General features: G+C 71.8%; 16 protein-coding genes. 9 read left to right on the plus strand and 7 right to left on the minus strand.

Annotated elements, in window-relative coordinates; translation table 11 throughout:
• Positions 1–115: 115 nt before the first annotated feature.
• Positions 116–7,825 (minus strand): hypothetical protein, encoded by a 7,710-nt coding sequence (locus tag OWC43_RS10385; protein ID WP_393956623.1) that lies wholly within the window; start codon positions 7,823–7,825, stop codon positions 116–118.
• A 487-nt stretch (positions 7,826–8,312) separates the two neighbouring features.
• On the opposite strand from OWC43_RS10385, the gene OWC43_RS10390 reads away from it, so the two are divergent.
• Complete coding sequence (locus OWC43_RS10390) at positions 8,313–8,681, plus strand: Hpt domain-containing protein (RefSeq protein WP_393956624.1); 369 nt, start codon at positions 8,313–8,315, stop codon at positions 8,679–8,681.
• A 129-nt stretch (positions 8,682–8,810) separates the two neighbouring features.
• Positions 8,811–9,131 carry a 2Fe-2S iron-sulfur cluster-binding protein gene (locus tag OWC43_RS10395; protein ID WP_137829418.1) on the plus strand — a complete coding sequence of 107 codons (321 nt, stop codon included), beginning with the start codon at positions 8,811–8,813 and terminating at the stop codon, positions 9,129–9,131.
• Positions 9,132–9,282: 151 nt separating this feature from the next.
• Here OWC43_RS10395 and OWC43_RS10400 read toward each other — a convergent pair whose 3' ends face one another.
• Entirely contained in the window at positions 9,283–10,458 is a 1,176-nt protein-coding gene (locus tag OWC43_RS10400; RefSeq protein ID WP_393956626.1) for a VWA domain-containing protein, read from the minus strand.
• A gap of 234 nt (positions 10,459–10,692) precedes the next feature.
• On the opposite strand from OWC43_RS10400, the gene OWC43_RS10405 reads away from it, so the two are divergent.
• Together OWC43_RS10405 and OWC43_RS10410 are read left to right on the plus strand one after the other, a co-directional pair.
• On the plus strand, positions 10,693–11,100 hold the full coding sequence (locus OWC43_RS10405; RefSeq protein ID WP_393956627.1) for a hypothetical protein: 408 nt from the start codon (positions 10,693–10,695) through the stop codon (positions 11,098–11,100).
• Between the two features lie 346 nt (positions 11,101–11,446).
• Positions 11,447–11,974, plus strand: coding sequence for a MucR family transcriptional regulator (locus OWC43_RS10410; RefSeq protein ID WP_137829420.1), 528 nt, complete (start codon positions 11,447–11,449; stop codon positions 11,972–11,974).
• A gap of 397 nt (positions 11,975–12,371) precedes the next feature.
• Here the strand turns inward: OWC43_RS10410 and OWC43_RS10415 are convergent, their stop codons facing one another.
• The 4 genes from OWC43_RS10415 to OWC43_RS10430 form a co-directional block, all read right to left on the minus strand.
• On the minus strand, positions 12,372–13,106 hold the full coding sequence (locus OWC43_RS10415; RefSeq protein WP_137829421.1) for a sigma-70 family RNA polymerase sigma factor: 735 nt from the start codon (positions 13,104–13,106) through the stop codon (positions 12,372–12,374).
• A 362-nt stretch (positions 13,107–13,468) separates the two neighbouring features.
• A complete protein-coding gene (locus tag OWC43_RS10420) occupies positions 13,469–14,251 on the minus strand; it encodes a class II glutamine amidotransferase (RefSeq protein WP_137829422.1) in 783 nt (260 codons plus the stop codon).
• Positions 14,252–14,523: 272 nt separating this feature from the next.
• Positions 14,524–15,705 (minus strand): hypothetical protein, encoded by a 1,182-nt coding sequence (locus tag OWC43_RS10425; RefSeq protein ID WP_393956629.1) that lies wholly within the window; start codon positions 15,703–15,705, stop codon positions 14,524–14,526.
• Complete coding sequence (locus OWC43_RS10430; protein ID WP_393956631.1) at positions 15,702–17,630, minus strand: DUF3341 domain-containing protein; 1,929 nt, start codon at positions 17,628–17,630, stop codon at positions 15,702–15,704. The genes OWC43_RS10425 and OWC43_RS10430 overlap by 4 nt, the downstream gene beginning before the upstream one ends.
• Before the next feature lie 323 nt (positions 17,631–17,953).
• Between OWC43_RS10430 and OWC43_RS10435 the strand changes: the two genes are divergently transcribed.
• From OWC43_RS10435 to OWC43_RS10455, 5 genes are all read left to right on the plus strand, one after another.
• Complete coding sequence (locus OWC43_RS10435; protein WP_393956632.1) at positions 17,954–20,566, plus strand: ATP-binding cassette domain-containing protein; 2,613 nt, start codon at positions 17,954–17,956, stop codon at positions 20,564–20,566.
• 249 nt (positions 20,567–20,815) lie between these two features.
• Positions 20,816–22,024 carry a L,D-transpeptidase family protein gene (locus tag OWC43_RS10440; RefSeq protein WP_393956634.1) on the plus strand — a complete coding sequence of 403 codons (1,209 nt, stop codon included), beginning with the start codon at positions 20,816–20,818 and terminating at the stop codon, positions 22,022–22,024.
• A gap of 286 nt (positions 22,025–22,310) precedes the next feature.
• Positions 22,311–23,216 carry an MBL fold metallo-hydrolase gene (locus OWC43_RS10445; protein WP_137831508.1) on the plus strand — a complete coding sequence of 302 codons (906 nt, stop codon included), beginning with the start codon at positions 22,311–22,313 and terminating at the stop codon, positions 23,214–23,216.
• Positions 23,217–23,560: 344 nt separating this feature from the next.
• Positions 23,561–24,340, plus strand: a complete 780-nt coding sequence (locus tag OWC43_RS10450; protein WP_137831507.1) for a glycosyltransferase family 2 protein — start codon at positions 23,561–23,563, stop codon at positions 24,338–24,340.
• A gap of 75 nt (positions 24,341–24,415) precedes the next feature.
• Positions 24,416–25,144: a tyrosine-protein phosphatase gene (locus OWC43_RS10455; protein ID WP_393956636.1), complete on the plus strand. Its 729-nt coding sequence runs from the start codon at positions 24,416–24,418 to the stop codon at positions 25,142–25,144.
• Between the two features lie 160 nt (positions 25,145–25,304).
• Here the strand turns inward: OWC43_RS10455 and OWC43_RS10460 are convergent, their stop codons facing one another.
• Positions 25,305–26,795, minus strand: a complete 1,491-nt coding sequence (locus tag OWC43_RS10460) for an amino acid permease (protein ID WP_393956638.1) — start codon at positions 26,793–26,795, stop codon at positions 25,305–25,307.
• Positions 26,796–26,835 lie beyond the last annotated feature (40 nt).

Consider the following 26,835-nt stretch of genomic DNA (forward strand, 5'->3'; position numbering starts at 1 on the left):
GGGACCGGCGCTTCGCTCACCCTCAGGAAGAGCGGAGTGATGGGCGCCAGATGATCCGCAACGAAGAAGGGGGCCGTATGGCCCCCTTCGCTCGCGTGTCGGATGGGCCCTCGCCTCACACCTCGTCGAACCGGCCGCTCGCATGGGCGAGCATCGTGTAGACCTTGCCGGTCTCCGAGGTCAGGTAGGCGTCGGCGCGGCGGGTGTCGCGGTCGTTCTTGGTGACCTCGCCGAGCAGGCGCTCGAACTCGCCGACATAGCGATCCACCGTGCGGCGGAAATCGGCGTCGGCGCGGTAGCGGCGCTGGATCTGCTCGAAGGTCTGGCGGCCCTGCGCCGTGTAGAGGCGACCGTCGAACAGGTCGGACTCGCCGCGGCGGTAGCGCTGCCAGAACTCGACCGAGGCCTGATGATCGACCATCCGGGCGATGTCGGTCGAGATCGCGTCGAGGGAGATCCGCTCCCCTGCGGCCGGTGCCCCGGCCGGCGAGGCGGTTGCCCCGGTGGCGGGCACCTTGGCCGGGGCCGAATCGGCGCCGTCCTCGTCGTCGATCGAGGCGCGGGTCAGGAGGTCGGACAGCCAGCCGCGATTGTCGCGGGTGCCCGGCCGCCCCTGGACGGGCGCCTGCGCGGTAGGCCGCACCGGAGCCGTGGCCGGAGCCGTGGCGGCCTGAGGACGGGCGGCGGGCTGGGCCGGAGCCGCAGGGGCGCGGGCCGGCTGCGGGGCGGCCGACGACGGAGCGGCGGCCCGCCCGGCCTCTGCCGTGCGGCGCTGCTCGGCGGCGCGGGGCTGGACCGAGGGTTGCGCGACATCGACGGAGCGGTTGGAGCGGGCCACCAGGGCGGACAGCTCGTTCAGCGCGTCGATCTGCTCGGCCACGACGCGGCGCATCTCGCTCGTCGCATCCTGGGTCTCGCGGGGAAGCTCCAGCACACCGCGCTGAAGGTCGGCGCGGGTCGCGTCGAGCTCGCGCCGGATCTCGGCGGCCATCTCGCTCATCCGCACGACCGACTCGCCGAACCGGCCGGAGGCGGCGGTGAAGCTCTCCATCATCCGGGCGGAGGCGGCCTCGATGGCCTCGCGCACGGCGCCGGCGGTGCGTGCGCTCTCCGCGTCGGTGCCGGTGCGCAGGCGCTCGAAGTCGCCCGCCACCGTCTCACCGGCGATCCGGGCGGCCTGGGACAGGCTCTCCCCGAGTTCCTTGGCCCGGCTTTCGGCCGTGCGCAGGGTCTCCTCGACCACGCCGCCGAAGCGACCGGTCTGGGCCTCGATGGCGCGGGTGCGCTCCTCGAGACGGGCGAGGGCCGCCTCGACCGCCGACTGACGGGCGGCGAGGGTCTCGGCGAGCCGCGCCTCGACCGCCTCCAGGCTGGAGGCCGCGCCGGTCAGAGCCGAGACCTGCGCACCGGTGCGCTCGACCAGCGTGCGGCCGCGGGTGTCCAGCGTCTCGGCGAGCGAGGCCGCCTGCTGGAGCGCGCCCTGCGACGTCTCGCGCAGGGCAACGACCTGGGCCGAGACCTGCTCGGCCCCGCGGCTCGTCTCGGCGGCGATCTGGTCGAGGACCGACTGGATCTGCTCGATGCGGGCCACGAGGCCCTGCTCGACCGCGCCGAGATTGTCGCTCGCACCGTCCAGCAGCGCGGTCAGGCCGGCATTGACGCGCTCGATCCGGGCCAGCACGCCCCCGGCGGAGTCGCGCACCCGCTCGTCGGCCTCGGCGAGGGCGGCGACGGACGAGGTCGCCCCTTCGTCCAGGGCCGCGCGCAGGGCCTGGGCCGATTGGGCCGTCAGCGCCGTCAGGGTTTCGGTGCGCTCGCGCAGGATCTCGGCAAGGGGCGCGCCCTTCTCGGCGATGAGCCGGTCGAGGGCCTCCTCGCGCTCGGCGAGCGAGGCGGCGAGCGCTGCCGCCGGCCCGTCGAGGAGGCGTGAGAGTGCGGCGTTGCGCTGGTCCAGCACCGCCCCCAGGGCCTCGGCATGGGCCTGGGCCAGGGCGGCATGCCGCTTGGCGCGCTCGTCCAGGGCCGCGACCATCCGGCCCGTGCCATTCTCGACCAGGGCCGCGAAGGCCTGCTGACGCTCGCCCAGGGCGGCATCGAAGCTGGCCTGACGCTCGACGCGCTCGTCCAGGGCCGAGACGATCCGGCCCGTCCCGGTCTCGACCAGCGACGCGAAGGCGTCGTGGCGCTCCGTGAGGGCGGCGTCGAGGCGCGCATGGCGCTCGGCGCGCTCGTCGAGCGCCGCGGCGATGCGGGCGGTGCCGGCCTCGATCGCGGCGGCCTGACGCTCGGTGCGGTCGTCCAGGGCCGCGACCATCCGGCCCGTCCCGGTCTCGACCAGCGACGCGAAGGCGGTCTGGCGCTCGCCGAGGGTGTCGGCGAGGCCGGCATGGCGCTCGTCGAGGGCCGCGGCGATCCGAGCGGTTGCGGCCTCGACCAGAGCGGCCTGACGCTGAGCCCGCTCGTCCAGCGCTTCGGCGATCCGGGTGGTGCCCCCCTCGACCAGGGCCGCGAAGGCGTCGTGGCGCTGGCGCAGCTCCGCGTCGTGGACCGCCTGTTGCCGCGTGCGCTCGTCGAGCGTCGCGACCATCCGGGCGGTGCCGCCGTCGACCATGGCGGCATAGGCCTCCTGGCGCTCGTCGAAGGCCTCGGCCAGGGCGTCGGCGCGGCTCGCCACCACGGAGGCGAAGGCGCGCAGCCGGGCGTCGATGCGGGCGGTGAAGGCCGCGCTGCGCTCGTCCACCGAATGGCCGAGCAGATCCGCCTGGCTGGCGACCAGCTGGGCGAAGGCGGCGCTGCGGCCCTCCACGAGGCCGTCGAGGCTCTTCATGCGCTCGTCGAACACCGCGACCATCGCCCTGGCCTGGGCGTCGAGGCGGCCGGTGAGGGCCGTGGAGCGGTCGTCGACCAGGGCGTCGAGGGTGGCGTGGATCTCTTCGAACAGGGCGCGCAGTTCCTGCGCCCGGCTATCGACATTGCGGGCGATCTCGAGGCCGCGTCCGTCCACGAGTTCGCCCAGCACGCCGAGGCGCTGGTCGAACAGGGTGGCGATGCCCTGCGTGCGGGCATCGACCTCGCCGGCCGCGCGGGTCAGGCTGCCCTCGAGGGTGGCGACGAGGGTGCGGGCACCTTCCGTGAGACTGTCCTGCAGCGGCACAATCCGGCCCTCGAACGTCTCGTCGAGGCGGCCGGCATGGCCGTCGAGCAGCGCCCGGATCTCGCCGGTGCGGCTCTCCAGAAGGTCCTGGACGGTGCGGGCGCGCTCGTCGAGCGCCTGACGCAGGGCGCCGAGACCGGCCTCGAAGCCGCCGCGGATCCCGGACTCGCCGCCCTCCACGAGGCCGCGCAGCTCCGCCGTGCGGCTGTCGAGCAGGGCGCGGATCTCGCTCGCGCGTCCGTCGAGCACGTCCTGAACGTGGTGGGCGCGCTCGTCGAGGGTCGCGCGCAGGCCGGCCAGACCCTGGTCGAAGCGGCCGCGCACGGTCTCGGCGCCCTCGGCCACGAGGCCGCGCAGTTCCTCGCCGCGCCCATCGAGCAGGGAGCGGATCTCGTCGCGATGCGTGTCGAGGGCGGCGCGCAGGCGTCCATCGCCGTCGCCGATCAGGCCGTCGGCCTGGGTCAGGAGGTCGCGCAGGCCGGCGAGGAGCGTGCTGCCGCGCCGGTCGAGCAGTTCGCCGAGCGAGGCGCCGCCCTGATCGAGCAGGGCGCCGATCTCGGCCAGCCTTTGGCCGAGACCGTCCACCACCGCTTGGCCGCGGCGGTCGAGATCGGCCGCGACGGCACCGCCGCGCTCGCCGAACACCCGCGACAGGGCCTCGGCGCGCTCGTCGAACAGGCGCTCGATCGCCGCGATCTGGCCGGTCAGGGCCTCGCCGGTACCGGTGCTGCGGGTCTCCATCAGCCCGACGAGATCGCGGATGCGGCGGGTCAGCGCCTCGTCCACTTCGCGGGTCCGGGTCTCGATCAGGCGCACCGCCTCCAGGGCCTGGACGCCGAAATTCTCGTCGAGCTCGCGGGCGCGCTCGTCCAGGGCGGCCCAGAGAGCGCCGAGGCGGGCGAGCACGCCGGTGTCGAGGCGGCCGGCCCCCTCGTCGAGGCGGCGGGCGAGATCGTCCGCGGCCCGGTCGAAATGCGTGCCGAGCTCGGCGGCCCGGCGATCGAGGGATTGCCCGATCGCGCGGTCGCCCTCCGACAGGGTGCGGGCGATCTCGGCCGCCCGCAGCACCAGCGCCTCGTTGAGCGCGTTGGTTCGCGCCCCGATCTGGGCATCGACCTGGCCCGCGAGCGTCGCGAAGGCATCGCCGAGTTCGGCGGCTTGGCGGACCGAGCGGGCTTCGATCTCGGCGATGCGCGCGGACACCGTCTCGGTCACGGAGCGCTCGCGCTCGGACAGGGCGGCGACCAGCGAATGGCCCTGCACGGCGATGGCGCGATCGATTTCGGAGAGACGGCCGTCCACGGCCTCGCCCAGCGCGCGGGCGCCGCCATCGATCCGCTCCGCGAGGATGTCGCCGCGGGCGATGATCTCCTGCAGGGCGGCGAGGCGGTTGCCGAGCACGTCGTCCACCGCCCGGGCGCGGCCCTCGGCGGTCTCGGCGAAGGCGGCGTGGCTGCGATGGAGGGCATCGCCGACGCGGGCGGCGTGATCGGTGATGGCGAGCACGATCTCGCGGCCGGCGCCCTCGAGCTTGGCGCGGGCCTCGTCCGAATGGTGGCCGATGAGGCCGACGGCGCCGCGGCCATGCGTGCCGAAGGCGCCTTCCATCTCGCCGAGCCGGGCCGTGAGATCGGCGCTCACGCCCTGCGCGGTGCGGGCGATCTCGCCGGAAACCGCCTCGCCACGGGCGGCGATCTCGTCGCCGAGGCGGGTCAGCGCCTCGTGCAGGATGTGGAGCGTCTGGTCGGTGCGGCCGTTCATCTCGCCGCCGACCTGCTCGGCGGTGCGGGCCAGAGCGGCACTCGCCTCGGTGCTGCGGGCGGTCAATTCGTCGCCGACGCGGGCCAGCGTCTCGCGCAGGCTGTGGAGCGAGGCCTCGGTGCGACCGCCGATCTCGGCGCCGACCTGTTCGGCGGTGCGGGCGAGCGCGCCGCTGGCCTCGTCGCCGCGGGCCGCGATCTCCTGCGAGACCCGATCGAGGAGGTCGCGAAGGTCCTGGGCCGCGCGCTCGGCCCGATCGCCGAAGGCGCCGCCGGCTTGGCCCGCCGTGAGGGCGAGGAGGCCGGTCGCTTCCGCGCCGCGGGCGGCGATGTCGTCGGCGACCTGCCGCAGGAGGGCACGCAGCTCGCCCGCCGCCCGCTCGGTGCGGGCCGCGATCTCCCCGCCGGCCTGACCGGCCACGAGCGAGAGCGAGCCGGTGGCCTCGGCGCTACGGGCCGACAGATCCTCGCCGGCCTGGCGCAGGGCGTCTCGCAGGGCCTGGAGCGACTGGTCGGTACGGGCGCTGATCTCGCCGCCGGCATGGCCGGCTGCCAGTGCCAGGGCACCGGTCGCCTCGGTGCTGCGGGCAGACAATTCGTCGGTGACGCGGAGCAGCACGTCGCGCAGGCTCTGCACGGCGGCCTCGGCGCGGGCGGTCAGCTCGCCGCCGATACCGTCGGCGGCGCCGCGGAAACCGACGACCATGTCGGTCGAGCGTGCGGCGACGGCGGCGGCCGCCTCGTCGGCGGCGCGGCGCAGGGCTTCGCCGGCCTCGGCGAGGCGTCCGGCCATCTCCGCGGCCCGGTCGCGGGCCACACCGGAGGTCTCGTCCGAGACGCGGACGAGGCGATCGGCGGATTCGGTCGTGCCGGCGGCGAGCAGGGCCGCGGCGGCTTCGGCGGCCACGCGCAGGCGGCTCTCCACCTCCGCGACGCTGGCGGCGAGGGCGACGGCCGTCGCCTCCGCGCCGCGGCGGATGCCCTCGCCCGCGCTGCCGGCCTGGGCGGTGAAATCGGTGCCGAGGCGCTCGACGGTCTCGCGCAGGGTCTCGGCGGTGCGGTCGGCCTGCACGGCGAAGCCCTGGCCGAGGCCGGCGAGGGCCTGCTCGACTTGGGCGGTGGCCTGGGCAGCGTGGGTCGTCATCAGCCCGGCGACGCGCTCGGCGGTGCCGTCGAGGCCCGAGGCGAGGGCGGTGCCCCGCACCGCGATGGTCTCGTCGAGGCGGCCGGCGAGGGCCTCGATCCGGCCGGCGAGCTCGCCGCCGCGGCCGTCCACGGTCTCGGCGGCCTTCGCCGCCGCCGCGAGCAGCTCGTCGCGGCTGCGTTCCGCCCGGGTGGAAAAGTCCTGGGCGACGCTGCCGGCGGCGAGCGCCAGGGCCGCCTGGGCATCGCGGCCGCGGCCCTCGATGAGTTCGGACACGCCGGCGCCGGCGATCTCGATCTCGGCGCGCAGGGTGGCGCCGCGGGCGGTGATATCCTCGGCGATGCCGGTGCCGGTGGCGGCGAATTGGCGGCGCAAGCCCTCGCCGGTCTCGGCGAAGCGGGCGGTGATCTCGCCGCCGGTCTGGGCGAAGCGGTCGGTCAGTTCGGTGCCCCGGGAGAGGAAGGTCTCCTCCAGGCCCTTGGCCGAGCGCTCGAAGGTCTCGCGCACGCTGCCGCCCTGGCGGTCGAGGGCCTCGATCAGCGTCGTGCCGGTCTCGGCCAGGGACTTGGCCACCGCGCCGGCATTGTCGGCGAGGGTGCGGGTGAGCGCCCCGCCGGTGCGCTCGAAGGCCTCGGTCACCTCGTCGGCGCGCTGCTGCAGCGAGACGGTGAGGTTCGTGCCGATGGTCTCGAGCCCGCCGCGCACGCCCGCGCTGGTGGCCTCGAGCTGGCGCACGAGGTCGTCGCCGCGGGTCGAGACGTTGCCGACCACCCGCTCCCCGACCTCGCCCAGGGCGGCGGTGATGGCGTCGCTGCGGGCATCGAGGGCGCCGGTGACCCGCTCGCCCGCGCCGTTGATCGCCGCGACGATCCGCTCGGCCGCGCCGTCGAGTTCGCTCGACAGGTTCTCGTGCGAGCCGGCAATGGCGCCGCGCACCCGGTCGGCATTGGCCACGATCGACTCGCGCTGCGCGACGAGCTCGTCGACGAGGGTGCGGATGCGGATCTCGTTGTCCGAATAGGCCCGCTCCAGGGTGGAGATCTCGCCGCGCACCAGCGTCTCGAGTTCGCCGGCCCGCGCCAGCGCCCGCTCGACGCCATCGCCGACGGCGGCGACCTCGCGGCGCACCGTCTGCGACATGGTCAGGACGGCATCGGTGGAGAAGCTCTCGGGCTCCGCCAGGCGAATGGCCACCTCGCCGACGGCGCGGGCGACGAGGCGCATCTCGTGGGCGCGCACCGCCAGCATCGCGGTGATCAGGAACAGCACGATCGGCCCGGCGATGGCGGTCGCCACCACCGCCCCCTGGAGCGCGGTGAGCCCGGTCACGAAGGCCTTGAGGTCGCCGCCCGACTGGTTCCAGGCGAGCGCCATGAGGCCGCTCAGCCAGAGGAGGGAGGCGATGCCGGCGACGATATAGGGCTTGCGCGAGGGACGCACCCGCAGCGTCTGCTGCAGGATGCCGATGTTCTGGCGATCGTCGTTGGCCACGAGCGAGCGGTCGGGCGGCAGCAGACCGCCCTCCCGGCGGGAGCGCCCGCGCTCGGGCGGAGGCAGCTCGCCCAGATGGTCGAGATCGAGGTTCGGGATGCGCCGCCCATACGCCTCGGCCAGCGGATCGGAGAGGGGATCGTTGTCGCCGACATCGGGCAGCCGCGGCTCGACGCGGGCGGCGTCGCCCGCCGTCGGGATGTCCAGATTCAAAGCCTGCTCGATCGCGGAGAGGGCAGCCTCCGCCGGATCCTTCAGCTTCTTGTCGGTGGCCATGCAAACGCCTCGTTGTACTCACCCTGCGGCGATCCCGACCGATGGTCGCGATCACCGCGCCCGGCGGATGCCCGCCGTCCCCCGCCGCGGGGCGATCGGCGACGAAGGGATCGCCGTCGATCGACCGCCCGCAACGCCGTCCGGCCTTGGAAGCACCCGTCGCGGGCCTCCGCAGCGAAGACGGATTTACCGGTTTGACCGGGGCACCTTAGTCCTGCAGGTCCCGCTCCGGATACCCGGACCGGCCGGAGCCCCCATAAAACCTTAACGGAATGGTTACCAAGCCGGAGCCGGGCAGGGGGCGACCGCTTCGAACTCTGACGCGACGGGGGTTAAACCGGTACGCCCCGCACGGCCCTGCGCTGTGGATAGCCTCCGTCGCCCACAGGCGATGGGCCCGGGGACCGACGCGTTCGCGGATGCCGGGCCCCGCCGCGGGCTCGAGATCCCCCCGAAAAGACCGTGACGAGACGGCACGAGACCGGACATGAGCAGCCATCCCCTGATCGACCGCGAGCACCTGACCGCGCAGACCTTCGGCGATGCCGACCTCGCCCATGAAGTGCTGGGCCTGTTCGTCGAGCAATGCCGGCGCCTGATGCCGGCGATCGCCGCGGCGGAGCAGCCGGATGCGGACCGGGCCGACCTTGCCCATACCCTGAAGGGCGCGGCCCTCGGCGTCGGGGCCGCCCGCGTGGCCGCCGCGAGCGCCGCGGTGGAGGCGAGCCTGCGGGCCGGGACCGGAGCGCCGGACCTGCCGGAGCTGGAGGCCGCCGTCGCGGCCACGCTCGCCCTGATCGCGGAGGAGGGGGCGGCACCGACTCCGCCGTCCCTTGCTCCCGCATCCGGCACCTGACGCCGCCGGGCGCGTTTCCCGCGGACCGACGCGTCCATCTCGCAGCTTGCATTCTGGCGCGTCGGCCCTCAAGCAGTCGCCAACCGTCGGAACGCGCACGCGGCGCGGAAGACGCTCCCGGAGCTAGGCATGCCCAAGATCACCTTCGTCGATCACGCCGGTACGGCCCGTACCATCGACGGCGAAGTCGGTTCGACCGTGATGGAGACGGCGATCCGCAACAACGTGCCCGGCATCGACGCCGAGTGCGGCGGCGCCTGCGCCTGCGCGACCTGCCACGTCTATGTCGACGAGGACTGGGCCGAGAAGGTCGGCCCGGCCGAGCCGATGGAGCAGGATATGCTCGATTTCGCCTCCGACGTGCGCGCCACCTCGCGGCTCTCCTGCCAGATCCGCGTCACCTCCGACCTCGACGGCCTGACCCTCAAGACTCCCGCGCGGCAAGGGTAGCGGGAGGGGTAGCGGCAGAGGTAAGGCGACTTTAGTAACGGGCTCCCGACGGGCGAGCCCTTCGGCGGGTCCAGGGCAGAGCCCTGAGCGACGGAAGACCGGGGCGCGGCCCCGGTGCCCGGGCAAAGGGGCGTCCCGCCCGCCGCTGGATTCAGCGCAGCAGCGCCCGCATCGCGCCGTCGAGGCCTTCCAGCGTCAGCGGAAACATGCGGTCGGACATCAGGCGGCGGACCATGCCGATCGACTGGGTATAGGGCCAGTTCTCCGCCGGGATCGGATTGAGCCAGACCGCCTTCGCGAAGTGGTCGAGCACCCGCTGCATCCAGACCGCGCCGGCCTCCTCGTTCCAATGCTCCACCGAGCCGCCCGGATGGGCGATCTCGTAGGGGCTCATGGAGGCGTCGCCCACGAACACCACCCGATAATCCGACGGATAGGTGCGGATCACGTCCAGCAGCGGGATGCGCTCCTCGTGCCGGCGGCGGTTCTCCGTCCACACCGCCTCGTAGGGGCAGTTGTGGAAGTAGAAATGGGCGAAGTGCTTGAACTCGGAGCGGGCGGCGGAGAACAGTTCCTCGGCCAGTTCCACGTGCCAATCCATCGAGCCGCCGACATCGAGGAACAGCAGCACCTTCACGGCATTGCGCCGCTCCGGCCGCAGCTTCACGTCGATGAAGCCCTTGCGGGCGCTCTCGCGGATCGTGCCGTCGAGGTCGAGCTCGTCGGCCGCGCCGGTGCGGGCGAAGCGGCGTAGGCGCCGCAGCGCCACCCGCATGGACCGGGTGCCGAGTTCGCGGGTATCGTCGAGATCCTTGAACGCGCGCTTGTCCCACACCTTCACCGCGCGGAAATTGCGGTTGCCGTCCTGGCCGATGCGGATGCCCTCCGGGTTGTAACCGTAGGCGCCGAAGGGGGAGGTGCCACCGGTGCCGATCCATTTCGAGCCGCCCTGATGGCGCTCCCGCTGCTCGGCGAGGCGCTGCTTCAGGGTCTCGAACAGATTGTCCCAGCCGAGCGCCTTCAACTCGGCCTTCTCCTCCTCGGTGAGGTACTTCTCCGCGAGCTTCCTCAACCACTCCTCGGGAATGGCTGAGGGCTCCACCGCCTCGCCCAAAGTCTCGAGCCCCTTGAACACCGTGGCGAAGACCCGGTCGAACCGATCGAGATGGGCCTCGTCCTTCACGAGCACGGTGCGGGCGAGGAAGTAGAATTCCTCGACGCGCTTCTCGGCGAGATCCCGCTCCATCGCCTGGAGCAGAGTCAGATACTCGCGCAGCGTGACCGGAACGCGGGCCTCGCGCAGGCTCGTGAAGAAGGTGAGCAACATAGGGACCTAAACGCCCGAGGCCCGTCCGCGGGTCAAGGCGGCGCGAGACGATCGCCCGGCCCCTGTCGGTCGGCGCCGACCCGGCGCCGCGGCAGAGTCCTGTGGACCGCAGACGATTCCCGTGGATATCCTCACCCGGAGTCTTTTCGCGCAGGACACAACCGTCATCCGAGTCATTGAAGCTGCATCGCACAATGAAGAGCGAGTCCGTGACTTGACGACAGGATGAGTGCCATGCCCGTGGTCTTGCGATCCTTGAGCGATTTCAAAAAGTTCCTGCGCAAGCCAGGGGCGACGCTCCAGATCGTCCAGAACACCTTCGTCGAACGCCAGGATGCGGCGTCGCGCGAGGCCTATCGGCGCAAGGGCCTGTACGAGCCGCGCACCCTGCGGGCCCTGTCGAAGCGGGCGGCGGTGTTCGACGTGCGCGGCCACGACACCACCGTGTGGCTCTACTGGGATCGCGGGACCCGCCACTGGCGCTTCTCGGGCGACACCGTGACGGTGCCGCTGCACGCGACCCTGGGGCCGCCGGACGCCGTGGTCTACCGCTGCAGCCTGCCCGAGCCGGAGACGCGGCACCGCCCCCGCCCCCGCCCCGTTCAAGAGCCGCAAGCGGCCCAGTCGGCCTTCGGTTTCTGAACGGCTCGCAAGATCGGCGGGGAGCCCTGTACGGCAGGAATATCGGCAATCTCAATCGCGATGCTTGGTCCAACCCACTCTGGGCGACAAGACCTCTTCACAAACGCGTGATCCATCCGAATCAAGCGACGCGCGACTTCGTCTCAATCACACCTCAGCTTGCACAGAACCTCTTGAAGCCCTCGAACGAGGCGTCGCAACCGACCTGTTCGTATGAATTGTGACCCTAAACCGTTCGATTTCTCGATTTTTGCAATCACTTCCTGGGAAAATCCCCGGAAACCCACTTGAACTATCCGATAATCCTTATACTCCGAACATCGTGGGGCAAATCAGGAATAGCAGCATGTCGGAAACCAATCAGGCACCTCAACTCGATCGTGTCGAACTCGCGGCGGATCTCGTCTCGGCCTATGTCTCGAACAATTCTCTCCCTTCGGCCGAACTCGCGGCCCTGATCGGGCAAGTGCACGCGGCCTTGACCTCCCTGTCCGCGCCGCAGGCCCCCAAGGAAGAAGAGATCGAGAAGCCCTCCGCCGCGCAGATCAAGAAATCGATCACGCCTGATGCGCTGATCTCCTTCATCGACGGCAAGCCGTACAAGACGCTCAAGCGCCACCTGACCACGCATGGTCTGGACATCGAGGGCTATCGCCGCCGCTACGGCCTGCCGTCCGATTATCCGACCGTTTCGGCGAATTACTCGGCCGCCCGCTCGGCGCTCGCCAAGGATCTCGGTCTCGGCCAGCAGCGCCGCAAGCCCGCCGTCGAGGACACGGCGGAAGTCGAGGAATCCGCCCCGGCGCCGTCCTCGCGCAAGAGCGGAACCGGCGAGGGCCGCAAGACCGGCGGACGCCGCAAGGCCGCGGCCTGATCAAAACCGGGTCATATCCCATCGCGCCGCCGTGATGGGATCGCCCGGACGGCCGGATGGCTCACCGCGCCGGGCGCAGCGCGCCACCGGAGCAGGCGCACCCTCGGATCCGACGCCGTCCCTCGCGATGACGGGAAGGGGCCCCACCCCGCCATCGTGAAAGGCGCCGAAGCGATCCGCGGCCACGCGCGGAGCGGATCGGGGACGGGCGACAGAACCGGGGCCGAAAGCCCGCGACGATCGGGCGTCACGGCCCGCATATGAGCGGGCGCCCGAAGCGCGCCCCGTCAGCCGGGACGATCCTACGGGCGAGGCCGTTGAGAAGCCTTTGAACGACAGAGTGGACCGATCGGACTTGGGCCGATCGGTTTTGGACCGACCCAACCGAGCCGGGCGATCAGGCGTCCGGCATCGCCGACTGGATGAATCGGTCGGAGGAAAGATCCTCCTCGTCGTAACCCAGCAATTCGGCGAGACGCCCGCGGGCGCGGCTGACGCGGCTCTTCACCGTACCGACCTTGCAACCCATGATCGTCGCGGCCTCCTCGTAGGAGACGCCCTCGGCCCCCACCAGCACCAGCGCCTCGCGCTGATCCGGCGGCAGCTTGGCCAAAGCGGTCTGGAGATCCTCGACGTCGAGCCGGTCGCCCTGATGCGGGGCGGTGGCGAGACGCGCGGCGTAGGAACCGTCCTGATCCTCGACCTCGCGCACGCGCTTGCGGTGGTCCGAGTAGAAGATGTTGCGCAGGATCGTGAAGAGCCACGCATTGAGGTTGGTGCCCGGCTGGAACCGGGCCCGGTGCTGCCAGCCCTTCAGCAGGGTGTCCTGAACCAGATCGTCGGACCGGGCCGGGTTCGAAGTCAGCGAGAGGGCGAAGGCGCGTAGCGACGGCACCGCGGCGAGCAGGCCGTTGCGGAATTCGGGATCGACCCGCTCGCCCTGCGCCTTGAGGGCGGCCTCGAGCTTGCCGATCAGGTCGGAGAAGCGCGTCGGCGTATCCTCGCCCGCGCCCAGCGTCTCGTAGACGGTGCGCAGGTGGTCGCCGAGATGCGAGCGGATCGAGTCGGAGAGCTTGGGACGGCCGTCGGTCATCACGGGACGATCCAGGGTGGCTTCGGTGTCGTTGTGCATCGGGCTCTGGCGATCGGAAGGCGTGGGTCTCGGCCGGGCGGTCGCAGGTCCGAGCGGGGCTTTAACATAGTTGTAGCGCATCGGGCGGCCCGGTACACCCTGGCGCTGTCGAATACGGCTCCGCTTGCGCAGTCTGGGGCGTGAAAGCCACAATTCCCCAAGAGATGGCCTCGCCGAAGCAGCTCTAGAATGCGGCAAATCGGACGAGGCGATGCCCGCCCGATTGTGGATGGCTTCGACCCGGCGCGGAACAACGGATGATGGCGCGCCGCCGCCTTGAGTCCCGCGCTTCCATCGGCCGCTCGATCCCGCGATCGTCTCGCCGGTCCGCTCGGTTGCGCCGGCTCGCCGCCGCTGCGCGCTCAGTCCGCTCCGGCGGCGATCACCCGGACGTCGCCATCCGCCAACACCAGGGTGTCGCCGCGCGAGAGTTCGGTCCAGGTCTCGTCGCGGGTCAGGGCGCGGGTGGCGATCACCGTGACGATGTCGGTCGCGGAGGTCTCCTGGGCGAAATCGACCCGCCAATCCTCGTCGATCAGGGTCGCGGTGCCGAAGGGCGCGCGGCGGGTGAGGTAGCACAGCCGCTTGCCGCAATGGGCGTAGAGGGTGCGGCTGTCGGTGAGCAGCATGTTGAACACGCCCCGCTCCGACAGGGCGCGGGCGAGTTCGGCCACCGCGGCCTCCAGCCGGGCCGGCCGCGGGGCTTTCGGAAAGCGCGCCTGCAACTGCGACAGCATCCAGCAGAAGGCGTGCTCGCTGTCGGTGGTGCCGATCGGCTCGAAGCCGCCCAGCGGCAGCCGCTTCACGCCCTTGAGCTGGCCGTTATGGGCGAAGGTCCAGCGCCGCCCCCACAATTCGCGGGAGAAGGGGTGCGTGTTCTCCAGGCTCACCCGGCCGCGATTGGCCTTGCGCACGTGGGCGACCACGATGCGGCTCTTGATCGGGTAGCGGCGCAGCAGCTTGGCGAGTTCCGAGCGCGCGCTCGGCTCGGGATCGTGGAAGGCGCGGCAGCCGCGGCCCTCGTAGAAGGTGATGCCCCAACCGTCGGCGTGCGGGCCGGTCTCGCCGCCCCGCCGCGCGAGCGCCGCGAACGAGAAGCGGATGTCGGTCGGCACGTTCGCGCTCATTCCGAGCAATTCGCACATGGGTCGCCGGTGGTCTCGAGATCTTGGCGGGGAGGCCGGTTCTTGGCGGAGGCCAAGCCTGACGGGAAGGCGACATTAGAGCATCGCCCCGAAAGGGGGAGGCCGGAGGGCGGGAAAAAGCCGATGCCGGCGCCGCTCGCGCCTTCCGACGAAGCGGACACCGGCTCGTCGCACGGATGCGCCAGACGGAGAACGGGCGATGCGTGCGGCCCCGTACGTGGTCGGGCGCAGCCCTCACGGCCGCGACGAGGAATCCGCTCCTTATCGTCCGCTCATCGCAGGCGCGTCCGGGGCGCGGCGGAGGCCTCCTCGCGGCCCGGCCAGGCGGGGGTGACGGCGAGCCCCGGAAACAGGCGCCGCAGCGGCGGGGTCAACCCGATGGCGAGCCCGGCGACGCCGGCCAGGGCCAGCAGGTCCGAGACACCGATGCGGAAGAGACCGGCGAAGGAGGGGGTGACGAACCACGCCATCTCGGCGAGATGGGCCGCCACGGCCAGGGCGGCCACGAGGCGGGTGCGGTTCTCGCCCGGCCGCAGGGTGAGCGCGGCGGCCAGAGCCACGACGAGGCCGGAGGTCAGCATCAGGGCCCGCCCGGCCGGACCGCCGCGAACGCCGTACCAGGCGGCGGCGTTGGGCTCGGGGCCGAGCATCAGGAACTGCACCGCGTGCAGCCCCGCCGAGACGAGGAGCAGGACGGCGAGCGGCGTCATCCGGTCGTGGCGCCGCCGGGCCGGGCCGATATCCGGCGGGGCGATCACGATCGCGGCGGCCAGCGCGAGGCTCGACCACGCCGCCATCGCGAGGAGGCCGAAGGCGGCGGCATGGAAGCGCCCGTCCACCGCCATGACGAGATCGTCGGCGGCGAGCGTCCCGACCACGGTGTGGACGCCGAGGCCCAGCACCGCCCGCCCGTCGTCGATCCGCCCGGCCTTGCCCCAGGGCTCGCCGCCGCGCCGGGCGAAGAGGAGGGCGAGCCCGATCCAGAGGCCGAAATAGAGGGCGAGACGGCCGGCGAAGGCGGGACGCGAGAACCACAGGGCGGCGAAGGCCCCCGCCGGCCCGGGTCCGGCTTCGCCCCCCTGCGCCCACGGATACAGGAAGGGCGCGAGGAACGGGATCGGCAGGGCGAGGAGGGCGGCCACCGGCATCAGGGCGAGCAGGCCGCGCAGGGTTTCGAGCAGCGCGGTCTCGGGCTGCGGGCGCCACGCATCGGCCCGCTCGATCATGATGGCGACGGGCAGGGCCCCCGCCGGCAGGGCGAGCAGGCAGGTCCAGGCCGCGAGATAGGCCGGCGCCAGCCGTGGCAGCCCATGGAGCAGGGCGACGAGGCCGAGGCAGGCGGCGCCGACGAGCAGGGCCGCGAGGGGACGCCGGGCCGGATCGAGGAAATAGCCGCGGGCGGTCTTGGCGCCGAGCGCCTTGCGGGCCGCGGCACCGCGCTCATCGATGCTCATGGCGCGGATTCCCGACCCGTCCCGGCCCGGCGCAGGGCGAGGGGGCGGCCCGCCTTCTCCGGCAGGGCCGACAGGCGCCGGGCCCAAGAGCCGAGAGAAGTGCCGAGCGAGGTGCCGGGCGAGGTGCCGGGCGAAGTCTCGGGTGAAGTCTCGGGCGAGGGTCCATCGGCGGCCGGGACGAGGGTCAGGACGAAGACCTCGCGCCAGTCGGGAGGCGGCCCGACTTCCGGTGCCGGCTGGCGCAGATGCCATGCGAGCGCGGCGGCGGCGCCGAGGGCGCCCCCCGCGGCCGCCGCGGAGAGGGTCGGGATCGCCAGCCGCGCCCAGGCGAGGGCGGGCAGAGCCGCGAGGCCGCCGGGCGTCTCCGCCGCCAGGATGGCGGCCTGGGCGAGCAGGAAAGCCGAGCCGGCGAGCACGGCCCCGATCAACGCCGCCTCGCGCACGATCCGCTCGTCCCGGCGGAGGGCGGCGGTGGCCTCCGGCATCGGCGCCGGACCGTAGGCGTCGAGATGCAGGGCCGGCATCGGGGTTCCGAGGCCGCGCAGCCCCTCGACCAGCCCGGCCTCCGAGGCGAAGGCGGCGGCGAGCCCCGCCCGGGGCGGGGGACCGGCCCCCTCCGGCGGGAGGGCGACGGGGCGGCGGTTATGGAGGAGGGCCAGCCCGCGCAGTTCGGCGATCGACACCGCCGGTACGAGGCGGAAGGCGACGCGCAGACCGAGGCCGAACAGGGCGGCCGACCCAACGGCCATCGCCAGCAGGCCGGGGAGGGGGCTCGCCGGGCCGGAGGGAAGGTCGCTCGGCACGATCAGAAGATGGAAGGCACCGGCCCCGAGGGCGGCGAGCGCGCCGACGAGGCCCAGCGTCACCGCGCTGCGCCGCGCGGCGCCGACCCAGAGCGCCTGCGTCGGCAGAAGGCCCGCGAGCATCAGCGTCCAGAAGGCGGGCGCCTCGGCGCCCGTCAGCCGCTGCGCCACGATCGCGCGCTCCGCCTCCGTGCCGTGCAGCCCCGCGATCACCGCCTCCGTGACGTGGCAATAGAGCCCGGCGAGTCCCAAGGCCAGGATCAGGCGTCCGAGGATGTCGAGATGGCGCCCCGTGACGAAGCCGTCGAAGCCCGGCTCCCGCCGCAGGAGGGCGGCGAGCATGGCGATCAGTCCGGCCCCCGAGAGCACGGCGCCGACGACGAGGGCCACCGGGAGCAGGGTGTCGTGCCGGTCGGTCCGGGCGGCGAGCGTCAGGGCGAGGTCGGTCTGCAGAGCGAAGGCCGCCAGGATGCCGACGAGCGCTAGCGCCCGGCAGGCCCGCTCCCAGACGAACCATTGCCACGACGAGCCGTGCCAGCCGGCCGCCGCGCGGCGGTAGAACGCCGCCCGCCAGAACCCGCGCTGCGCCTCGGGGCGGTCGCGCAGGTCGGCGAGATCGGGCACGAGCGCCGCCGCCCACTGCCCGAACGCGGAGACCGTCACCGCCGACAGGGCCATCAGGAGGGTGGTCCGGTCGGCGGAAGCGGGGTGGAGCGCCGCGCTGAGGCAGGCCAGGACCGTGGACACCAGAGCCGCCAGAAGGGCGGCGGTCTGGGCGAGGCGGATGATGCCGCAGCGCCAGTCGACCCGGGCCAGAGCCACGAGCCCGGAGATCGTCAGGCAACCCGACGCGAGGCCCGCCCACCAGCCGAACCCCGCCGCGGCGAACGGCGCGCGCGCCGGGCCGGTCCCGGACAGGAGCCAAGCGAGGATCGCCGCGAGCCCACCTGCGACGGCCAGCCACCGGACCCGGCCTGCGGGTGCGAGGACCGCGCGCGCAGCCGCCGCGCCGATCCCCGTGACGGTGACGGAGGGGGAGAGGACCGCCGGCCCGCGCAGGCGCTCCTCGACGGTGCGGGGGAGGCCCGCTGCGGCGGGGGGGAAGGGCGGGCGCCGCGTCATGACCGCCGGTCCGGACCTCTGCTCATGAATGCGACGAATCCGGGCGCGCGCCGGCCGGCGCCTGCCCTTCACCCTGCTGCGGGATGTGTCGCGGCGCACCTCAAAGAGCAACCGCCATGCCCGAATGCAATGGGGCGGTCCGGCGCACCGGGCTTGCGCCGCCGTCTATCCGTGCGAAGAGGGCGGGACACGGCCTTCCTCGTCCCTCTCACGCCCCCCTCCCGTCCCGCCCCGTATTCGCCCCGAACCGCCGCGCGAGCTGCCGATGCCCCCTCGAAACGCAGCCAACGGTCTCGATTCCCGGCTCGCCACGGGATGCGTCGATGCAGCGTGACCCGATCCTGTTCGCCTGGGCCTCCGCGCCGCGCCGCCACGCGGCGGCGCTCGGGCTCGCGGTCGGACTCGGTCTGCCGCTGGCGCTGTTCGTGCTCGTCTGCCTGCGCGACCTCATCGCCGTGCTCACCCGCTCGACGCCGGACGCCCTGCCGTTCCTGCGCATCGCCCTGCCGCTGCCGGGCCACCACCTGAACGAAGCGCCGGTGCTGTTCTCCGGCTGGAGCCTGCCGCCGGCGGAGCTGCCGCTCCTGGCCCTGAGCGCCCTCATCGCCGCCGCCCTGGCGCTCGCGGCTCTGGGCGGCGGCGTGGCCCTGCTGTGCTTCTCCGCCCAGGCGCGGGCGACCGCCAGGATGCGGACGCGGGCGCGCGAGGCGATCCTCGCTTCGCCGCCGGGGGCGCGGGAGGATCTGCGGGCGCTGCCGGCCCTGGTCGGCCGGGCGCTCGCCCGGATGGGGCCGCTCGCGGCCGTCGGCATCGTCGTGCCGGGGCTGACGCTCGCGGCGATCCTGCTCGCCCTCGTGATGGCCGAACTCGCCGCCCCCCGCCTCGTGCCCGTGGTGGCGATGCTGCTCGCCGCCACGGGGCTGGCCCGCGCGCTCCTGCTCGGCCGCGCCGCCGCCCGCCGGGCTCTGCGCCGCGACGACACCACCGCCACGGAAATCGGCCTGCGCGACCTGATCCGCCGGATGCCCGCCGTGCGCGCCCACGGCGCGGCGGCGTTCGAGCGCCGCCGCCTGGGTCTGCGGGCCCGGGCCGCCCGCTCGGCCCTGGTGCGGGCCGAGGCGCGGCTGGCCTATGCCCGGGCGCCGGCGCTCGCCCTCGTGGTGATCCTGCCCGCCCTCCTCATCGCCACCGCCCTCTGGCAGGGCGAGGCGGCGACCGAGGCCGACAACGTGCTGCCCGGAGCGCTCGCCGCGGCGGCGGGCGCGTTCGGCATCGCCGCGCTGCTGATCTCGGCCTGCCTGCGCCTGTGGACCCGGCGGGCGGCGGTCGCGCCGCTGTTTCGCGACATCGCCGCCATCGTCGAGGCGCTGGAGCCGCGCTCCGTCGGCGAGGCCCGCGTCTTCGCGGATTTCCCCCCGGTCGGGGTCCTCGCGGCCCAGGGCGTCGGGGCCTACGATCCGGCGAGCGGCGAGCGCCTGACCGGCGTCGACCTCACCCTGCCGATGCCGGCCCATGTCGCCATCGTCGGCCCGCGCGGCAGCGGCGTGCGGGCGCTGGCCGCCCTGCTAGCCGGCCAGATCGAGCCGACCGCCGGGGCGCTGACCTACGGCGGCACGCCCCTGCGCGCCTTCGATCCGGCCGAGCGGGCGCGGCGCATCGCGCTCGCCGGCGCGGAGGCGATCCTGATCGAGGGGACGCTGCGCCAGAACCTGCTCTACGGTGCCCGCAGCGGCGACCGCGAGGCCTCCGGACTGGCCGAGCGCATCGCCATCCTCAAGCTCACCGGCCTCGACGCCTTCGTCTACGAGCGCGGGCTGGAGGCCTCGGTCGATCCCGAGGACGATCCCGCCACCGCGAACGCGGTGGTCGCCGCCCGCCGGGCCGTGCGCGAGGCGCTCGCCGCGCAGGGCATCGAGCGGCTGGTCGAGCCGTTCGATCCCGCCCGCTACAATCATCAGGCGGATCTGGGCGAGAACCTGCTGTTCGGCGAGGCGGTCGGCCCGGCCTTCTCGGCGGGGCGGCTCGCGGCGCATCCCTACCTGCGCGCGGTGCTGGAGGCGGAGGATCTGACCCGCACCCTGGTCGATGTCGGGCTGCAGGTCGCCCGCTCCACCGTCGAGATCTTCTCGGATCTGCCCGACGACCATCCCCTGTTCGAGACCTTCTCCCTGTTCCCGGCGGACGAGCGGGGCTATTTCGAGGACCTCGTCGCCCGCCAGCCGGATGCGCGCAGCTTCCGCCGCGGCGCGGCCGGGCAGCGCGACCGCGAGCGGCTGATCGGGCTGGCGCTCCGCTACAACGAGACCCGCCACCGCTTCGGCCTGATCGACGCCGCGCTGGAAGAGCGCTTGGTCGCCGCCCGCCACTCCTTCGCCGCGCTGCTCCCGGCGCGCTACCGGGAGAAGATCGAGTTCTACGATCCCGCCCGGCTCACCGCCGCCGCCAGCCTGGAGGAGAACCTGCTGTTCGGCCGCATCACCCAAGGGGAGGCGGGCGCCGAGGCGCGGGTGCGGTCGCTCGTGCGCCAAGTGCTGGCCGAGCAGGGTCTGGAGCCCACGGTATACCGCCTCGGCCTCGCCACCCGCATCGAGGCCGGCGCGGCGGGAGCGGCCCAGGGCCAGCGCGCGGTGCTGGGGGAGGGCGCCATCGGCCCGCGCGAGCGGGTGGCGATCGAGTTCGTGCGCTGCCTCGTGCGCCGGCCCGACATCCTGGTCGTCGGCCTCACCCTCGACGAGCGCAAGCCGGACGAGGTCGCCGCCCGGATCGCCCGCCTGCGCGCCGTCCGTGCGGGGGCGGGCCTGATCGTCTGCCTGCCGGACGAGGCGACCCTGCGCCGCCAGGCTCCGTTCGACGCGGTGATCCGGGTGGAGCGCAACACCGTGACGGGGATCGACGGGGTGCGGCTCGACGCGCCCGCGCATCGGGCGCCGGCCTGACTCGGCCGATCCCCCCACACCCTCCATCCTGAGGTTCCCGCGCGGGCGGGCCCTGAAGGAGGCCTCCAGGGATCGCGCGGCTGGCTGGAGCCCTCCTTCGAGGGCGACGCTTCGCGCCGCCGCCTCAGGATGAGGACGTGGACGGGACGAGCCGCCCCCGCAAATCCGCCTCAAACCTCGAACAGGACTCGGGCCGCGTCGCCGCGGGCGACGCCGGCCTTTCCCCGCCGGTCTCGATCGAGACGGTGCATGCTCTTCCCCGACGCCGCACGACGCCCGACGCGCCCTCTCCTGCGCCTGCTGACGGCGGCCCTCCTGGCCCTGCTCGCACTCGCGGCGCCCGCCCGGGCCGACAAGGCGAGCCAGCCGATTCCGCCCGCGACCCTGGCGCTGATGGCGGCCAAGGGCACGAGCGCGTCGGCGCCGATCCTGCTGCGGGCCTACAAGCGCGAATCCGAGATCGAGCTGTGGAAGCGCAACAGCGCCGGGCGCTACGTCCCGATCAAGACCTACCCGATCTGCCGCTGGTCGGGGCAGCTCGGGCCGAAGACCCGGAACGGCGACCGGCAGGTGCCGGAGGGGTTCTACACCGTGGCCAAAAGCCAGATGAACCCGAACTCGCGCTACTATCTCTCCTTCGACATCGGCTATCCCAATGCCTACGACCGGGCGCACGGCGCCACCGGTTCGGCGATCATGGTGCACGGCATCTGCTCGTCGATGGGCTGCTTTGCCATGACCGATCAGGTGGCGGGCGAATTGTTCGCGGTCGCCCGCGAGGCCTTCGCCGGGGGGCAGGGCGCCTTCCAGTTCCAGGCCTTCCCGTTCCGGATGACGGCCGCCAACATGGCCCGCCACCGCACCGACCCGAATATCGGCTTCTGGCGCCAGCTCAAGGAAGGCTCCGACCGCTTCGAGGCGACCGGCGAGGAGCCGGTCGTCGGCGTCGCCAACGGGCGCTACGCCTTCGCCCCGTCGAAGGACCCGGACAAGGAGGCCGCCGCCCAGGCGCTGCACCGGGACGAGACGGCGCGCATCGCCGCCCTCGCGGAAGAGGGGGCCGCCGCCGTGCGCACCACCTATTCCGACGGCGGCCAGCACGCCTTCTGGGCCCACCGCATCAGCCAGGGGTTTCCGGTGGGCGACATCAGCCGCCCGGAGGCCCTGGCCTATGCCGGCCAGGAGGTCGTGCTGATCGCCGCCCGACGGAAGCCCGCGCCGCCTGCCATCATGCCGGAGACGCTGTGGGCCGCGGTGATCGGGCCGGGTACGCCGTTCTTCCCGCGCCGGATCGCCGAGCGGCCGCCCTACGCGGGTGGGACGGTCCGCCTCGCCGCCTACGCGATGCGCTATCAGGAGACCCTGCCGACGCTCCTGCGGGCCTCGCTCGACGGGGAAATCGGGCCGCCCGTTCTCGCCGAACCGCAACCCATGGTCGAGCGGATGGCTCAGCGTTAAGCCATCGTCCTTGCCTGCAAAGCCGGGGCGCTTTTCTCGATTTCGTGCCGCAAAAGCTTTTTCGAAGCTCGGCACAGACCCTCTCGCGTCGGTGCGCGAGTTTCACACAGGTCAAAACGACGTGTGCGGGCTCGCACACGCACCCGCATGGCCGCCACCCATCTCAGCGCGGTACACTCCGCCCTATCGTAGGGCCGAAGGACCGCCGCGGATCGTCAAGCGGATGCGTGCGGCGGCGCTGTCACTGTGGAAGGCTCGGGAACCGCCCGGGCAACGGTACCGATCCATGACCCTGACGAGTCCAGCCAAGGACGACGCCCTGACACTGCGTTTCTGGGGCGTACGCGGCTCGACGCCGGTGAGCGGCCCGGAAACGGCCGAGTTCGGCGGCAATACCCCCTGTCTCGAAGTCCGATGCGGCGAGCGCCTGTTCGTCATCGATGCGGGCTCCGGGCTCGGCGCCTTCGGGCGCCAGAGCCTCGACGACCTGCCGCGGGAGATCGATCTCCTGTTCAGCCATCTTCACCTCGACCACAGCGCCGGCCTGCCCTTCTTCAAGCCCGCCGTGCTCGACGCGGCGCGCACGATCCACACGTGGTGCGGGAATCTCGACGGCGAGAGCGCCGCCGCCGCCCTCGACCGGCTGTTCTCGCCCCCGCTCTTTCCCGTCACCCTCGACATCCTGCCCTGCACCTTCCGCCATCACGGCTTCCGTGCGGGCGAGACGCTCACCTTCGCCGACGGCTCCCGGGTCGACACGATCCTGCTCGACCATCCCCAGGGCTCGACCGGTTTCCGGTTCGACCATGCGGGCAAGCGGCTCTGCGTGATCAGCGACATCGAGCACGGCGCCAACTGGCCCGACCCGACGCTCTGCCGCTTCGTCGAGGACGCCGACCTGATCGTCTACGACGGCATGTTCACCGAGAGCGAGTATTCGCGCTGCTGCGGCTGGGGCCACTCGACCTGGCAGAAGGGCGTGGAACTGGCCAAGGCCGCCCGCGCCAAGGCGCTCGCCATCATCCACCTCCATCCCTGTCATTCCGACGCGCAGCTGCGCAAGGTCGAGGCGGAGATGCAGCAGGAGATGCCGACCGCCTTCATCGCCCGCGAGCGCCAGTCGGTCGAGGTGGGCCGTCCGCTGGTGGGCTTGGCCGAGCCGCCGATGCTGGCCCTGGCGCGGCGAGCCTGAGCCGCCGGGCTCCGACGCCGGGGGAGAGGCGACCTCCTTCGACGGACGGGTCGCGGCAGGACCGGGACCCGGCGCATCGTCCGCAACGCCGAGATCAGGCTCCGGCGTCGGGCTGCCTACGATCGGAAGATCCGGAAAGTGTGGCGGGCCGTATCGCCGCGGCACGATCGGCGGTCACCGCCGGGGCGTGTGCGGGCCGATCGGTTGATGTCCCGAGGGATCGTCGGGTGCAAGGCGGCCAAGGTGTGCTATCCTTCGCCCCACGCCTCAATACTCACCCGCTGCATGCTGTCGCCCGGCGCACAGACCCATCGAACGGCAAGATCCCGGACCTCTGACGTCACATGCAACGCAAGATATCCTGTACAATCATCACGTACAATGAGGAAGACAGGATCGCCCGTTGCCTGAACAGTGTCCGCGATCTCGTCGACGAGATCATCGTCGTCGATTCAGGAAGCTCCGACAGAACGATCGAGATCTGCAAGAGCTTCGGCGCCAAGTGTTTTCACAACGCCTGGGTCGGATACGGCCAACAGAAGAGATTCGCGGAGGATCTGACCGCTCATGACTGGATCTTGAATCTCGATGCCGACGAGTGGCTGACCGACAAGACCCGAGCTCAGATTCAAGACCTGTTTCGGAACAAGTCCGACGACGAAATCTACGGTTATCAGTTCAAGATCAAGCAGGTCTACCCTGGCGCCAACAAGCCGAGACTGCTTGCCGATTATCATCTCTATATCAGACTTTACAACAAGAACTTCTGTCGTTTTCCGGACAGCGCCGTCTTCGACGAGGTCAAACTCGACCGGAAGAACATGGGCTTCATCAGTGGACCGATCTTCCACCAGTCCATCCTATCGATCCGCCACCTGATCGATAAGAACGTCAAATATTACAAACTTCAATCCAAGGAAATCAATAAATCTCACCCGTCCACCATTCCAAGGATCGCGGTGGAGCCGTTCACCGTGTTCTTCAAGTATTATTTGCTCAAGAGACATTTCACCGGCGGCGCGTACGGGTTCATCGTCGCCGCGACGATCGCGATGCTGCGCACCTACCGGCTGATCATCATCTCCTCCTCCGGCAAGGCGAAGGAAGACCTGCCCGTCCGCTGAGGCGCCCGCACGGCGCCCTGCGAACCGGCGCGGCTTCCGCGCTCACGATCGAAAGCTCAGTCGAACGCTCCCACCATGGACAAGAAAAGCGAACAGAAGCTCAGGCGCCGCAACGAACGGCGATTGTCGCGCATCGCGCGGTGGGACCGGCCCCTGCACGGGTGGAGCGACCGGCTCGGGGCGTGGATCAACATGCTGTTCGTCGATCACGGCATCTTCCGGGTGTTCTACCTGAACGCTCATTCCGTGGGCGGCGGCAATCTCTGGCGGTCGGCGCAGCCGACACCGAACCAGCTGAGGGGGTTTCACCGGAAGGGAGTGAGAAGCGTCGTCTGCCTGCGCGGGCAGAGGGAATACGGCTCATGGCCCTTGGAGAAGGAAACCTGCGCGGATCTCGGCATCGCGCTTCACGAGATCCGCATCCGCTCCCGAGAGGCCCCCGAACGATCGGAAATTCTCGAACTCAAGCGAATCTTCGAGGCGATCGAGTACCCGGCCCTGATCCACTGCAAATCGGGGGCGGACCGGGCCGGTCTGGTGGCGGCTCTGTTTCTGCTGTTTCGCGAGAAGGCTCCCGCCTCGGACGCCATCCGGCAGCTGTCGTGGAAGTATGGTCACATTCGCTCCGCGAAGACCGGCATCCTTCACGACGTCATCAAGTCGTACATGACCCGTAGCCAGACCCACCCGATCTCCTTCGAGGATTGGGTCACATCCGAGTACGACCCCAAGACGATCACGGAGGGCCGGAAGACGTGGTCGGCAGCGCGCTTCGTGACGGATAAGATCCTGCGGCGCGAATGACGCCGCCCCGATCACGGCGCGCCCTCGCGCCCTTCGCGGCGGCAACAGGCCCCGGAGGACGCGGCCCAGCCGGCGGTCGCGATGACACGCCGGATGGCCGGGCTCCCGGGCTCGGCACGGGTTCGGGAGCCTGCGCAGGTCGGGAAACGCGCTCCGGGGCCTACAGCGCCGTGGTCGCGCCCGCGCCCTCCTCGCGGCCGATGCGGCTGTGGCGGCGGCTCCAGGCGAAGTAGATGACGAGCCCGATGGCGAGCCAGATGATCAGGCGCAGCCAGGTCTCGCCGTCGAGGGACACCATCATCGCGGCGCAGGAGAGCACGCCGAGGATCGGCACCAGCGGCACCAGCGGCGTGCGGTAGGCGCGGGGCGCGTCGGGCTGGGTCCGGCGCAGGATGACGACGCCGATGCAGACGAGGATGAAGGCGAGCAGCGTGCCGATGCTCGTCATGTGGCCGAGCTGGGAGATCGGCAGGAAGCCGCCCAGCGCGCTGGTGAACACCATGAAGAACAGGTTCGAGCGGTAGGGCGTCTTCCAGGTGGGGTGGATCGCCGAGAAGAAGCCCGGCAGCAGCCGGTCCTGGCTCATGGTGTAGAACACCCGGCTCTGGCCGAGCAGCAGCACGAGGATCACGGTCGAGAAGCCGCAGATTACGCCGAAGGTGACGAGGCCCTTGAGCCAGGGGAACGGCGTCTGGGCGATGGCCGTGTTCACCGGGGCGGCGTCGCCCTTCATGGCATCGTAATGGACGAGGCCGGTCAGCACGCCCGCGAAGGCGATGTAGAGGATCGTGCAGATGAACAGCGAGCCGAGGATGCCGATCATCATGTTGCGCTGAGGATTCTTGGCCTCCTGCGCCGCGGTCGAGACCGCGTCGAACCCGACATAGGCGAAGAACACCACGCCCGCCGCGCGCATCACGCCGCTCCAGCCATACTCGCCGAAATTGCCGGTATTGGCGGGGAGGAAGGGGTCGTAATTCTGGGCTTTGACGTAGAACAGGCCCACCCCGATCACGGTGAGGACGACGACGATCTTCACCAGCACCACGACGCCGTTGACGCGGGCCGATTCCCGGATGCCGATCATCAGCAGCGCCGAGGCGGCGACGATGATGAAGATCGCCGGGAGGTTGACGAGGCCGTGGGCCATGGTGCCGTCGGCGAGCTGGTAGGTCTCGAACGGCGAGTGGACCAAGGTGCCCGGTAGGGTGATCCCCAGCGTGTCGTGCAGGAAGCGCGTGACGTAGCGCGACCAGCTCACCGAGACGGTGGCGGCGCCGACCGCGTATTCGAGCACGAGGTCCCAGCCGATGATCCAGGCGATGAACTCGCCCATCGTGGCGTAGGCGTAGGTATAGGCCGAACCCGCCACCGGGATCATGCCGGCGAGTTCCGAGTAGCACATGCCGGCGAAGGCGCAGCCGATCGCCGCGATAGCGAAGGAGATGACGACCGCCGGCCCCGCGTGCTCCGCCGCGGCGATGCCGGTGAGGGAGAACAATCCGGCCCCGATCACCGCGCCGATCCCGAGCCCGATCAGGCTCCAGGGTCCGAGATGGCGCTCCAGCTTGTTCTCGCCGTCCTCCGCGTCGGATCGCAGGCGCTCCAGCGTCTTGATCCGGAAAAGGTCGCTCGCCAAACCTGCCGCCATGTCGGTCCGTCACTCCCCTGGGACGGGACACCGCCCCGGT

This window comes from Methylorubrum sp. POS3, from assembly GCF_043352485.1.
GTDB lineage: Bacteria > Pseudomonadota > Alphaproteobacteria > Rhizobiales > Beijerinckiaceae > Methylobacterium > Methylobacterium suomiense.